General features: G+C 61.8%; 9 protein-coding genes and 1 pseudogene. 2 read left to right on the top strand and 8 right to left on the bottom strand.

What is annotated here, in order from left to right:
• Positions 1–31: 31 nt before the first annotated feature.
• Complete coding sequence (locus tag HMPREF3092_RS10905; protein ID WP_070424898.1) at positions 32–1294, bottom strand: trans-sulfuration enzyme family protein; 1263 nt, start codon at positions 1292–1294, stop codon at positions 32–34.
• A gap of 239 nt (positions 1295–1533) precedes the next feature.
• On the opposite strand from HMPREF3092_RS10905, the gene HMPREF3092_RS10900 reads away from it, so the two are divergent.
• Complete coding sequence (locus tag HMPREF3092_RS10900) at positions 1534–3006, top strand: DHA2 family efflux MFS transporter permease subunit (RefSeq protein WP_070424897.1); 1473 nt, start codon at positions 1534–1536, stop codon at positions 3004–3006.
• A gap of 120 nt (positions 3007–3126) precedes the next feature.
• Here HMPREF3092_RS10900 and HMPREF3092_RS10895 read toward each other — a convergent pair whose 3' ends face one another.
• The 7 genes from HMPREF3092_RS10895 to HMPREF3092_RS10865 all read right to left on the bottom strand — a co-directional run bounded on the left by HMPREF3092_RS10895 (position 3127) and on the right by HMPREF3092_RS10865 (position 11754).
• Positions 3127–3915 carry a hypothetical protein gene (locus HMPREF3092_RS10895; protein WP_070424896.1) on the bottom strand — a complete coding sequence of 263 codons (789 nt, stop codon included), beginning with the start codon at positions 3913–3915 and terminating at the stop codon, positions 3127–3129.
• A 244-nt stretch (positions 3916–4159) separates the two neighbouring features.
• A complete protein-coding gene (locus HMPREF3092_RS10890) occupies positions 4160–4813 on the bottom strand; it encodes a biliverdin-producing heme oxygenase (protein ID WP_061941810.1) in 654 nt (217 codons plus the stop codon).
• Between the two features lie 60 nt (positions 4814–4873).
• Positions 4874–7066 (bottom strand): HtaA domain-containing protein, encoded by a 2193-nt coding sequence (locus HMPREF3092_RS11565; RefSeq protein ID WP_083274378.1) that lies wholly within the window; start codon positions 7064–7066, stop codon positions 4874–4876.
• Positions 7063–8424, bottom strand: coding sequence for a hypothetical protein (locus tag HMPREF3092_RS10880; RefSeq protein ID WP_070424895.1), 1362 nt, complete (start codon positions 8422–8424; stop codon positions 7063–7065). Before HMPREF3092_RS10880 ends, HMPREF3092_RS11565 begins: the two co-directional genes overlap by 4 nt.
• Positions 8421–9272 carry a heme ABC transporter ATP-binding protein gene (locus tag HMPREF3092_RS10875; protein WP_019174172.1) on the bottom strand — a complete coding sequence of 284 codons (852 nt, stop codon included), beginning with the start codon at positions 9270–9272 and terminating at the stop codon, positions 8421–8423. The genes HMPREF3092_RS10880 and HMPREF3092_RS10875 overlap by 4 nt, the downstream gene beginning before the upstream one ends.
• The gene (locus HMPREF3092_RS10870) at positions 9269–10291 is read right to left on the bottom strand and encodes a FecCD family ABC transporter permease (protein WP_019174173.1); all 1023 of its coding nucleotides are present in this window, start codon (positions 10289–10291) and stop codon (positions 9269–9271) included. Before HMPREF3092_RS10870 ends, HMPREF3092_RS10875 begins: the two co-directional genes overlap by 4 nt.
• Positions 10292–10482: 191 nt before the next feature.
• Complete coding sequence (locus tag HMPREF3092_RS10865; RefSeq protein WP_070424894.1) at positions 10483–11754, bottom strand: heme/hemin ABC transporter substrate-binding protein; 1272 nt, start codon at positions 11752–11754, stop codon at positions 10483–10485.
• 176 nt (positions 11755–11930) lie between these two features.
• On the opposite strand from HMPREF3092_RS10865, the pseudogene HMPREF3092_RS10860 reads away from it, so the two are divergent.
• Positions 11931–13166, top strand: a pseudogene (locus HMPREF3092_RS10860) (cell surface protein); the annotation flags it as partial.

The following is a 13166-nucleotide window of genomic DNA, read 5'->3' as shown; positions in this document are numbered from 1 at the left end:
CCGGGCAGCTATCAGCCCGGGTCAACGCACTCTAGAACCGGAAGAGCCAGGAAAGGGGGCCGAAGGTGGCATCGAGAGCCGCTGCGAGATCGCCGATGATGTCCTCGGCTGCTTCCAGGCCGACGGAGAACCGCAGGTGACCCCACTTCTGGAACTCGGGTGGGTAGGCAGCAACCCGAGGACCCTCGGTGCCGACGTGCACGATGAGCGATTCGTCATGTCCGAGCGATACCGCGGAGGTGACCACGCGCAGATTCGCCACAAAGCGGTTCTGGGTGTCGGAATCTCCTTCAACGGCGAAGGCCAGAACACCGCCGAAGCCGCGGTTTCCGAACAGACGCGCAGCGACCTCATGCTGTGCGTGTGACTTCAGACCCGGGTAGGCGACGTAGGCAACTCGCGGGTCAGCGTCAAGGAACTCGGCCACCTTCTGGGCGGAGTCCAGATGCTGGCGAAGCCGCAGCGGCAGGGTGATCGAGCCGCGGCTGATCAGCCACGCGTTGAATGGCGAAATGATGCCGCCGACATCGACCATCGCGTCCTGTTTAATTGGGCGGATGGCTTCGCGGCTGCCGATGACGGCACCGCCCATCGCGTCGCCGTGACCGTTGATGTACTTGGTCAGCGAGTGCACCACCAAGTCCGCACCGTCTTCCAGCGGGCGGTACAGGGGTGGCGGGGTGAACGTCGAATCAACCACCAACAGGGCACCGGCCTTGTGGGCAATATCCGCAATCTTCGGGATGTCGGTGATCTTGGTTGTCGGGTTCGCGATGACCTCAACGTGCACCAAGCGTGTGTTCGGGCGAATGGCGCTTTCGACTTCTTTGGGGTCGCTCGCGTCAACGAACGTGGCTTCAATGCCGTACTTCTGCGGCAGCAGTTCTTTGAACAGGCGCCATGTGGCCTCATAGGTGACATCGGCAACGACAATGTGGTCACCTGACTTGAGATAGCTGAAGAACACCGCGTGCAAAGCGGCAACACCGGAGGCGAGCGCGACAGCGTCCTCGCCGCCTTCGAGTGCTGCCAGTTTCTGCTGCAGAGCCAGCTGGTTAGCACCCGAATTGCGGGTGTAAAGAGGGACATCGGTGCCAGACCAGCTGACGTTGGATGGGTCCTCGGGCAGAGCGTAGGAGTTCGCCAAAACAATCGGCGTGCGAATGGCGCCCGAACCTTGATCAATCTCGTTGCCGACGTGCACGGCCTGAGTCGTGAAATCGAGGCTTGAGGCGTCGGATTTGTCGGGCCGTTTGGCTCGGGGCTGGAAAGACTGGGGTGTGTGCGTGCTCATGCGCTCACGATAAAGCTCGGCAGTGATTTCCGGTGGTCTTCTGTGAATGATTTCGTCACACGGACCAGGCAAGCCCCGTGCAGCGGCCTAAGCCGCCACCCAGCCACTGTCCATGAAGCGTGTCACGTAACGTACAAGCCGAGCTGAAATCTTGCTAGCATCCGAATGCTGCACTTCTTCTTTCTGCAGCCGCCGTCACCCCTCATCATGGGGCCATCCAAACTGAAGGCTTATTCAACGTGCCTGAAACGTCACCAAACGCTGCTATTCCGTCGACGGTGAAATGGGTTCTCACCGTTCTTGTGTCGACCGCATTCGTCATGATGTTGAACGAAACCACCGTCGCGGTTGCGCTTCCGTCCATCATGAAAGACCTGGGGATCGGTGCGGACCTGGCTCAGTGGTTCCTCACCGGATTCCTTCTGACCATGGCGATCGTGCTGCCCACAACCGGATGGATACTGGGCAGGTTCACCACACGATCGGTCTTCTTCTTCGCCACCATCATCTTCCTGGTCGGCACGATCGGCGCGGCGCTCGCACCAAACTTTGTGATCATGCTGCTTGCCCGCGTTGCCCAAGCAATTGGCACCGCGATCATCATGCCGCTGCTCATGACCGTCACGATGCTCATGGTTCCAGCCAACCGGCGCGGCACCGTCATGGGCCTGATCGGTGTTGTCATCGCGGCTGCACCCGCCCTTGGCCCAACGGTTGCCGGTCTGATTCTCAGTGTGACCAGCTGGCACGGAATCTTCACCGTCATGGTGCCGCTGGTGGCTATCGCGACGATTATCGGCGCCGTCAAACTGACCAACGCCAGCGAACGCACGTCCGAAGGCATTGATGTGCTGTCCATGATCTTGTCCGTATTCGCCTTCGGTGGCCTGGTCTACGGTTTGAGCTCGATCAGCGTGATCACTGCTGGTGGGCCGGAGGCACGCACCCCGGTAATCATCCTGGTCATCGGCATCATCGGTCTTGCGCTGTTTGTATGGCGCCAGATTGTGCGCGGCAAACACGGCAATGCGCTTCTTGACCTGCGCCCGCTGACCAACCTCAACTTCACCCTGTGCCTTGTTGCCATGATGGGATTCTTCGCAGCCCTGCTGGGACTCATGAACACTCTGCCTCTGTTCATCCAGGGCGGGCTGATGGCCACCGCACTTGTTACGGGACTTATCACCCTGCCCGGCGGCGTCCTGGAAGCCGCGCTCTCTCCCGTTGCGGGACGCCTGTTTGACCGTTTCGGCCCCAAACCTCTGCTGATTCCCGGCATGCTGATTGCGGTGATCAGCATGTTCGCACTGGCTGCCGTCAGCGAGAACACCAGCCCGTGGTTTATTGCTGTGATCTTCACGGCTTTCTCAATCGGCTTGGCCATGATCTTCACACCCGCCATGACCACGGCACTGGGTTCGCTGCCAAAGCAGCTGTACGGTCACGGTTCGGCCATCTTCAACACGATGCAGCAGCTGGCCGGCGCTGCCGGAACCGCGCTCATGATCTCGATCTACGGTTCCGCTCAGGCCCGGGCCCTCAGTTCTGGCCTTTCTGAACAGGGCGCACACGCCGATGGTGCAGGGGCCGCTTTCATCACGTGTGGTTTCGTTGCACTCGGAGCGCTCATCGCGGCAGTTTTCATACGCCGCGTCCCCACGCAGGAACGCGAACGCGAGCGCGTGGAGCTCGAAGAGCAGACTGCCAGCTGACACCGTTCGGCCACAGTCTGCGCCACGGGGTGCGCTTCAGACGTCCCGGCAGAAGGGGCGCCACGACCAGCGCAGCACAGTTCAGCCCGACGAAGAAAGCCCCGGCGGCAAGCATGTTCGTCAGATCCTCCGCGCCGGAACGGACATGGGGTGCAAGATGAGTTCGCCGACAACCCCCTGCGTAAACACCGCTGAGATAGCCGTCATGCCCACCGCACCGTCACCCAGTGCGCGCAGAATCGACGTGCGCTCTGCGTCATCCCATGCCAGTTCGAAGTCGTTGCCGGCATACTGCGGCGTTGCGACAAACTTGCGGGCCGCGGACGGCATGAGCGCCCACAGAAGCAGGAGCACAATGTTCACAGCGGTCACAAGGCCGTAGCGTCCGTTGAATTCGCCTGGGATATACGGCAGCAGCCCCAGGAAAATCCACATTCCGGCCACATTCAGAACAATCGATACGGGAACCAGGAAGAAGCAGATCACCTCGCCGGTGGTGACGTAGTCGGTCACGGTTGGGCGCACTGATCGGGTCACCTGGGACCGGCCTGGCAGCGATGGCACTCCCCGCCGAACCAGACGCAGTCTGCCCAAGATGCTTCCAATCCCGAACCCGCCCAGGATGAGCGGCACGTAGAAGATGTCTCCCGTATGCCAGCCGTAGAACAGCGGGACCACGACTATTGAGAGCGAACCGAGAATGATGCCCGCCGCCGACCACGCCTGCAGCGTTTTTTCACGCCGAACCAGTCGGTCTGTGATCACCGGACGCAGGTCGTCTGGAAGCGGAAGCCCGCGTTTGGCTGCTTGCTTGTCGACCGAAGCTTTGTCTGCCCTTGCCAAACCTCCCGTAATCGGGGACCTGGCCATGATCGCGCCGATGACGATGGCCATCAAGACAATCAGCATCGCTTCTCCTTCCGTAGGAACACACTAAACAAGGACCCGATACGCCACTTGTGGTGCGCACAATCCTTGATGGAAAGCACAGAAAGCGAAAGAAGGACGAGGTGCCGCTCACCTTCTCAGGTGAGCGGCACCTCGTTCTTTGTTTGGGGGTGGGGCCCCGGCGGGGCACGCCGCGGCGAAGCAGCGCTACAGCACCAAAGCGCTCATCACCTCGACACCCACAACGCTTGTCAGCTGGGAGCGGTCACAGTCCGCGCGCTGCTCCGAGTTCGCGGAAGATCGCCTTGTTCAGGCGGAAGCCAAGTTCGGCTTCGGCGATGAGAGCTTCCTGCTGTGCTTCGCTCAGCGACACAGCGTCAAGCTTGGCCCTGTAGTCGTCCTTGAACAGCTTCGGCTTGTCGATTCCGGGGAAGCGCCACATGTTGAGTGCTTCGTCTTCGATCGAGTAGTGCCGCTTGACCAGTTTGCCGATCGCCAAGCCGCCGGACAGGTCACCCAGGTAGCGCAGGTAGTGGTGGGCCAGCAGCTGTTCTGGCTCAAGCCCAGACTGGAAGCGCTCTGCCAGCAGGCGCGTTGCTGTGACCGGCACCGGCGGCTTCCTGTCAGTGCCGAGCAGCTGGTCGAGGTCGTCATTGATTGCCTGCGTGCGTGCCAGTCCGGGGTGGTCGAACATTGCGAGCACCGAACCCGATGATGCGGCCTGCACAGCCGATTCCAGTGCCGGATACAGCACTGCGTACTGTTCCAGCAGCGCAATGTAGGCTTCGCGGTCGAGTTTTCCTCCCATGAGATCGACAATGAAGCGCTCGGATTCGGCCGCGCTGTGTTCGCGCTGGGTTTCTTCGCGCAGTCGCTGTGAGAATGACGCGGTTTCCGCGGGTGGGACTGTGATGGTCATGTTTCCTCCACGAGGTGTTGGCCCGGTTTCCGGGTTTCTTTCTTTTTGTCTGTAAGTGGTTTAGGTCCAAGTGCTCGGGTCGAGCCCAATAGTTCTGCGCAGCAGCCAGCCGATTCCGACCGTTGCGGCAATGCCTGCGGCTGCGGTTGCTCCGCCAAGCCCCCAGCTCTTCGCACTGATTGAGCCCATACCCTCGGATCGGCGAGCTTCGGCTGCGGTAGCAGCGAAAGCGGTCTTGTCTTCCACGTCTGCCGGCTGAGCATCGGGGCTCTGCGGCAGAGCGCCCGGCCCACCGCCAGACCCGGCAGCACCGGGGCCGCCAACGCCGGACCCACCGACGGTGCTTGAGCCGGGCACGGTTGAACCGGTCGCGCCTGCACCGGCAGCGCTTTGACCAGGTTTGGCCGGTTCTGGCGCTGGGGGCTCGAAGCTGTTGTCAAAGGCAACCGTCAGCGGCAGCGCGGGTTTGCGTGCGTCTGCAATTCCGCCCGAGGAGTACCAGTAGGAGCTCTGCCCGGTTTTGACGTTGAAGTCGACAAAGCTCTTGGGGAATGAACCCCATTCGCTTCCGGTGCGGTCCTGCGGCGTAATACCGTCGCCCGCGTTGTATTCAACACCCAGATAGTCGGGGGTGACGGTGAATCCACCGTCCTTGACTGCCTTGCCCACATCGAGGCCGGAGAAAGTCGCCAGCGTGATGGTTTCGGACTTCAGCTTCTCCCATTTCGACAGGTCGTCCATGTCTGCGCCGTAGCCGGATGCGGTACCCGTCAGCTCGCCCTTGCCGTCCTGTGTGACTGTCAGCTTCGGATCGGCGACCGACCAGTAGGTCATGCCGGAGTAGAACACGATCGTGAAGCCGCCGTCCCAGCTGGCAGTGATTCCGCCGTCCTCGAAGTCAATGCTTCCAGCGCCCATGTTCAACCGCGATTCGTGGTGCGAGTTCTTGTCCGCTGCCACGACTCGCCCGCCGTAGCGGTCATCGCACTTGTTCTGCCATGTTGCGGTGTGGAACTTGCCGGATGCGTCGGGCTTTTCGATCTTCACGTTGCCGTGGCTGGGCTTGTACAGCTTTCCGGGTGCGTCCCACACGACGGCCCCGCCGCTGTCCGGAGATACTCCGGCGGATAGGAAGTTGCATGTGCCGGGTGCGAACCCACCGGCGCTGCTTTCCTTGTTGATCGCCCAGAACAGGGTCGCGTCTGATCCCTTCGGGGTTTCCGATGGCTTCTTTTCTTCTGACGAGGTGCCGCCCGGCTTGTCCTTGCTGTCTCCCCCGGTGTCGGGTTTCGGCTTGGGCTGCTGCGAATCAGTCGGAGGCTGTTCGGGCACGATCGGGGTGCCCGTGAACGACACGCTCAGCGGACTGGGCTTCTTGCGCACATCAGCGGCTCCGCCGGAGGTGTACCAGTACTGGGCCTGGCCGGTCAGTACGTTGAAGTCCACCCAACTCTTGGGGAACGAACCCCAGCCGTCTTTTTCTTTGTTCTGGTCTGGCTGCCCACTGTCGATGCCCTCGTAGTCCGGGGTGACGGTGAAGCCGTTTTCATCAAGCTTGACCGTGTTGTTTTCGAAGTCGGCGATGGTGCCTTCAACGGGGTTGAGCTTTTCCCACTTGGACAGGTCCTCCATGTCGGTGCCGTAGCCGGAGAAGGTGCCGGTGAGCTTGCCCTTGCCGTTCTTCACTTCGAGCTTGGGGTTGCTCACCGACCAGTAGGTGTACCCGGAGTAGTACACCAGGGTGAACGAACCCTCCCACTGGATGGTGCCCGTGTTCGCAGCGGTGTCCACTTCTCCCTTACCGCCGGAGAACTGGACGTAGTTTCCAGAGTTCACGCCTGAGATGTTGACGCGTTTGCCTTCCGGGGTCTGGCATTTGTTGTCCCACGTGATCGGCTGCGTGCCGCCATCAGCGGTGGGCCGCAGAATCTCCACGTTGCCGTCTTTCGCCTTGAACAGTCCGCGCTTTTCGGCGTCATTCGGCCACAACGAGGATCCCCCGTTGTCGCCTGCCACACCTGCGGAAAGGAAGTTGCATGAACCGGGCAGATACGCACCTGAGCCGGATTCTGCATTGATTCCCCACGTGAGGGCGGCGTCTGAGATTTTCAGCTTCGACGACTCAGCCTCGGACCCTTCCGCGCTGTCAGCCGGCGATGCGAAGGCTGCCGTGCCGATTGCGATACCCGCAGCAAAGAGGAACAGCAGAAAAGCTGCCGCGGCTGCCACCAGGGTTATTGCTGTGCGCTTCATCGCTGATCCTCCCGTGCATCTGCTTCGCCCAGCAAGCGATCCATGACGAGCGTTGGGGAATCTCCTCCTGCAGCACCGGGTGGTGTGCCCTCGGAATGCACCTGCTGACTGCCCGCCGCCTGGCGCTGCGTGTGGCTGCCGGTGGCCCCTGCGTCGTTGTGGATGAGTTCAAAGAACCGCATGGGTCCGGCCGCAGGTTGGTCCTGTGCACCGGGCTGCTGAGCGTAGGACTGCTGTTCGGCGATGACCGGATAGCGCACTCCCGCGTCTTCCATGTCAGCGCGGGCGATCTTGGCATCGGCTGCCCTTTCACGTTTGCGGGTGCGCGCATCCTGCTTCACGCGGAACTTCTGCAGTTTGCGTTCGCGCTTGTGCTCTGCCGCGATAGCGCGCTTAGCCCTACGCGTGCGCACACGCTCCAGTGCTTCGGGGCTGACACCCAGAAGAAGCGATTTCACTGCCATGTAGGAACCGACTCCCACGGCCAGGGCAACCGCACAGATGGCGAGAACAACCCCGATCATCAGCAGAAACACCATGCGGTTGGCGTTCGTGTTGATCGCATCAACCTGATCGGGCTCCAGCAGGGGCCCTGACACCGGCTGCTGTCCACCCGCTGCTCCCGGTGCCGGTGCGGCGGGGGCGTCTGCGTTCTTCTGGTCCTTGTTGTCCTTCTGCGCATTGGCTTTCGGTGCGGCTGCCGCGCCGGATGCGCCGTTGTTCTGCTGCTGTTCGCCGCCGGACTGGCCAGCCGCTGCGGCAGCAGGGAACTCAATCGGCGTGAAGGTTTCGTTCTTGGCGTTCGCCACGCCGTGCGCGCCGATCGTGATGATGCCGCAGCGCTCACGCGTGCAGTCAACATCGACCGGATTGCGCTCGCGGTCATAGGACGTGAAGCGAGCGCCCGGCAGGATGATTTCGCCGGACCATGTTCCGTCGGCCTTCAGTGTGCCGCCGTTGGCAGCGTGAGCTGTTGACGATCCCGGGAACGTGACGAACAGCTGATAGCCCACCGGATTCGATTCATCGTCATAGGCGTAGCGCAGGTTTGTGCCCGTCTTGCCGCCCTTGCTGGGCTGCCACGTGCCTTCGGCAACACCGAACAGAACATAGATGCCGCCGAAGCCGTTCTGCACCGATTGGAAACCGCTGCCGGAGAGTTTGAGGGTCGAGGTGCCGTCAACAGAAGGCGTCCCCGACACGGAAACCCGGGCCGCCGCCTGGGCGGGTTCGGGACTGACAGCGGCACTCGCGAAAGCGCCCATGCCGCCTATGAGCACAGCGGCAGCCGCGGCAGCCAACCGCCGCAGACCCAGCCGCTTTTTCCGGCTGCCCGGTGCGTGTCCAGGCTGATTCATGACATGTCCTTTCTGGAAGGGCGAACCGGCACCACAAGCGGTGAACCGGATACCGGGTCGGTGAGAACAGTGACGGGATGGCCGTAGGCTTCGCTGATCCGCTCGGCTGTCAGCACCTCTTCCGGTGTGCCGTCAGCGGCGATGCGGCCGTTGTTGAGCAGGGCGATTCGGTCCGCGTAGGCACCGGCCAGATCAAGGCTGTGCAGAACCACAACAACAGCCGAGCCGGTGGCCGCATATTCACGGGCAATCGTCAGTACGAGCTCCTGGTGGCGGATGTCCATAGCCGCTGTCGGTTCGTCCAACAGCAGAATTGGGGCGGCCTGCGCAAGGACGCGGCCCAAAGCGGCGCGCGACCGCTCCCCTCCGGACAGCGAGGTGAAGGTGCGGGAAGCAAAGCGGCTCGTGTCCGTGCGCTCCAGGACTGCGGACACGATCGTGTCGTCATCGGCTGCCGCCTGCGTCCGCTGCCACGGGGCGCGGCCCATTTCAACGACCTCCAACACCGTGAAGGGGAACGACACATCGACCTGCTGCAGCAGAACAGCCCGGCGCATAGCCAGTTCGCGGGTGTTCCAGGCATAGGACGGGTGATCGTTGATGATGACTGACCCGGAGGCTTCCTCAACATCCCCGGTGATCACACCCAGAAGTGTCGATTTCCCGGCGCCGTTGGGACCGACAAGAGCCAGCACCTCGCCCGCCCGGACATCCAGACTGGCCCCCTCGAGCACCTTCCTTTCGCCGTCGTAGGACACCGTCACCTGGTCCACCGACAGCACGGTGCTTCCCGGTGCGGGGACTTCCGGCAGACGGCTTTCACGGCTGTGACGCAGCTTTTCGATCATGCCCAACCTCCTGCCTCACGACGGCTGCGGCGCAGCAGATAGAAGAAGTACGGTCCGCCGATCAGCGCGGTCAGCATGCCAATCGGGAGGTCGGCGAACTCGATGAGCGTGCGCGCAGCCAGGTCGGCAAAGGTCAGCAGCACCGCGCCGCCGAGGACCGATGCCGGCAGCAGCAGACGGTGGCCCGGCCCCAACAGCATGCGCATCAGGTGCGGAACCACCAGACCGACGAAGGCAATGATGCCGACAAACGCAACCGCAGCACTGACCAGCAGAGCCGACAGGACCATGGCGTACAAGCGCAGACGCTCAACATCGACACCCAGGTGGCGGGCCGCCTTTTCACCCAGAGACACCAAGTCCAGGCCCCGGGCCAGGAACATCGTCAGGCCGATTCCCACGACCACCAGCGGAACGACAATCGCAACCTGTTCCCACCGGCTGCCGTTGAAGCTGCCCATCTGCCAGAACACGATCTGCTCACGTGCCTGCGTGGGGGCTTTGAACACGATAAACGAAATGAGCGCACCGGAAATCGCGTTGACCGCAACACCCGTGAGGATCAAAGTGACGACTTCCGTCCGGCCGTTCGACCGCGCCAAGACGTACACGACGATCGTTGTCACCAGACCGCACACAAACGCCAGGAACGGAACCGTGAATCCGCCCAGGAAGCTCAGGCCGTGCAGAAACGCAAACGACGCACCGACGGCAGCACCAGAAGACACTCCGATCGTGCCCGGTTCAGCCAGCGGATTGCCGAAGATGCCCTGCATAACAGCACCGGCAATAGCCAAGGCAGCACCCACAAAGACCGTCAGAACAATCCGCGGGAAGCGCACCTCCCACAGGGCCTCAGCACCGAATTCGTGCGACGGACCGGGCAGCCAGTTGATGCCCACCGACTGCAGAACGGAACCCACAACTTCCTTCGGCGCAATGTAGAGCTGACCCAACATGGCCGAAAGCAGAGTTCCGCCAAGAAGCAGAACCACCAAAGTGGTGAAGACAGTGGTCACCCGAGCAGCCGACACCCTCCCGGAAGGCTTCTCACCGCGTCCCTCCCCCGGAACCCGGGCGGCAGGTGCCGAAGAAGCAGAACGGGAGCGGCGCCTCTTGCGCTGTTCGTCCAAAGGCGAACCGGCAAAAGGTGCGGGAGCATCGAAACGCTCAGCAGATCTGGAATGAGTAGTGCTCAAGGGTTTTCTCCTTAGGCATCCGCTTCAGCGGACTTTTCCTGTGGGACGTAGGCGTATTCGGGGGCGTGGACTGCCGTGCCCAGGGCTGCGATGACCTCCGCGGTGCGTGGGCCGAAGCTCATGACTTCGTAGTCACTCATATCGACAATCCGACGGTGTTTGCCGGCGGGAGTCTGCGCAATGCCCGGCAGTTTGAGGGCTTCGTCGATGCCGCCGACGCTCTCCAGGCCCTTCGTCATGACCAAAATGACGTCCGGGGCGGCCTTCACAAGCGCCTCAGCGTTTGTTGGAGACATGCCCGCAAAGCCGACTTCGGTGGCAACATCACGTCCGCCGATTGCCTGAATGAGTGAATCCGCGCCGGAGCCTTTGCCGAACCAGTAGTAGATGTCGCCGCGCAGATACAGGAACACCGTGCGCGGACGGTCCGCCGGATTGTCCGGTGCGAGCGCCTGGATTCTCTTTTGGGTTTCGGCGATTTCCTTATCGACGCGCTTGGCCAGCTGTTCACCCGCATCCTGCAGGCCCAGCGCTTTGGCAACCGCAACGATCTGCGGGCTGACGCCCTGCACACCGTCCTCTGTCGCCGACGGAATGAACACCACCGGGATGCCGGCATTGCGCAGCTGAAGCTGAACGTCATAGGGGCCGATCGTCGAATCGGTCAGCACCACTGTGGGTGCCAGATTGAGGATTGCCTCCGCGTTGAGTTCGTGCCCGTTCTGGGTGACCAGCGGAAGTTCTTTCTGGCCCGGCATGAGCGACGACATCTGCGTGGAAACATCACGGCCGACCAGATTGCAGCCCAGACCCAGGCCGACAACCGCGGCGGCCAAACCGCCGTTTTGGTTGAGCGCCAGAATTCTCGAGGTGTCACGCACCGTCTGTTCGGGGCCATCGTCCGAGGTGACAGTCACCGGGAGGGTCTGCTGCTGATCTGCGAAATCTGCAATCGGCCGGATTTCGGAGGCCTGGGTGTAGGCAGTGGTCGGGCCGTGGATCTTGCTGACCGGACGTTTTTCGGAGCTGGGAACATCCGGGATGTTCGGAAGCTGCGCCGCCGAGGTCGCCGGCGGGGGTACGCACTGTTGGGAGTGCGCGGCATTGAGGGTACCGACGTTGTGGAAACCGTTGTTCCACAGAAAAAGCCCAACGGCGAGCAACGCTGCGGTTGCTGCGGCACGCCGTTTTGTACGGCGAGGCACGCGGCGCAAAGCCCGATTCAGGCCTCCTGGGCGACCGGGTTCTTCAGCCCGGCGCCACGCCCGAGAGTTGAGTTTCATTGCTTCCTTTTCTGTTCGAGTGCGCCTGAGGCACTCAACAAACATTCACCGAACCGTGAGTTGACTTACAGGGTGACTATAACTAAGGATAGCCTTACCTAAACGTTTTAGGTCAAGTCAGTTTCTCGTAAATCAGTTGCGAAATGTACGCACGACGTAAGTCCACAAGGAGAACAATGAAGTCATCATCGAGCGCGCCTTCGCGCCGCAATTGGCGCGCCTGCCTGGCCGGAAGCGTGGCACTCGCGCTGGGCGGGGCCGGTCTGCTGTCCGCGCACCCCGCCCAGGCCGCAGAACTCAATGTTTCGGACGCTGTCTTCAGCTGGGGTATCAACGCCGAATCCGGTGCGGGTGCTTATGCTCCCGGCACATGCAACTTCCTGTCCGCCGGTGTGTCCGGCGACGCCGGGAAGTCTGAACCTTGGAAAAAGGAAGACGCCGAAGCTAAGAAGCTGTTCAGCCCAGAAGAGGGCAACGTCAAGATTCTGCGCCCCACCGCTGATGGTGGCACGCAGCCCATCACGTGGGACAACAAGTGCCAAACGCCTTCCGGCGAGCGAGTCAACACGTGGAACGGCGACAACGCCAAGCGGTCGGGCAACTTCGTTGAGATTTCCGGCGGCAAGGGCACAATCGACCCTGAAACGAATTCCGGCACCATCGAATGGGAAGGTTCGTTCACCGTGGTGTACTACTCCGGGTACACCTACTGGTCGGTGAGTGACCCCAAGCTTGAGGTGAAGAACGGCAAGGGCAAGATCACCGGCACCTTCTCCGGCTACGGCACGTCCATGGAGGACATGAGCAAGTGGGAGAAGCTCGCGCCTGTTGAAGGCACCATCGCCGACTTCAAAAAGAACACCGTTAAGCTCGATGAAAACGGCTTCACCGTCACCCCTGACTACGAGGGCATCGACAGCGGACAGCCCGACCAAAACAAGGACGGTGACTGGGGTTCATTCCCTCGCAGCTGGGTGGACTTCAACGTACAGACTGGCCAGACCCAGTACTGGTACTCCTCCGGCGGAGCTGCGGACCCACGCAAGAAGCCCACTGCTCTCACCGTGAAGTACAAGGCTGAAGAGCCTGAACCGCAGGATCCGAAGGACCCGGAGGATCCGAAGGACCCGGAGACACAGGACCCACAGGATCCAAAAGACCCTGAAACAAAGGATCCCGAGGCACCAGAAAACGGCAACGACAAGCCAACGGACCCCAAGGAACCTGAAACCAACGAGCCCGGCACCCCGGACGACGGCGGCGACAAGCCGACCGACCCCAAGGATCCCGAGGCTAACGACCCCAAGGATCCGGAACCGCAGGACCCGAAGGATCCCGAAGCCAACGAACCCGAAGCACCCGACACCCCGGACGACGGCGGCGACAAGCCCAAGGACCCCGAGGCTAAGGAC

It is taken from the genome of Brevibacterium sp. HMSC24B04 (genome assembly GCF_001806835.1).
Lineage (GTDB): Bacteria > Actinomycetota > Actinomycetes > Actinomycetales > Brevibacteriaceae > Brevibacterium > Brevibacterium ravenspurgense.
The sequence above is the reverse complement of the archived record's forward strand: the minus strand, read 5'-3'. Positions and strand labels throughout refer to the sequence as shown.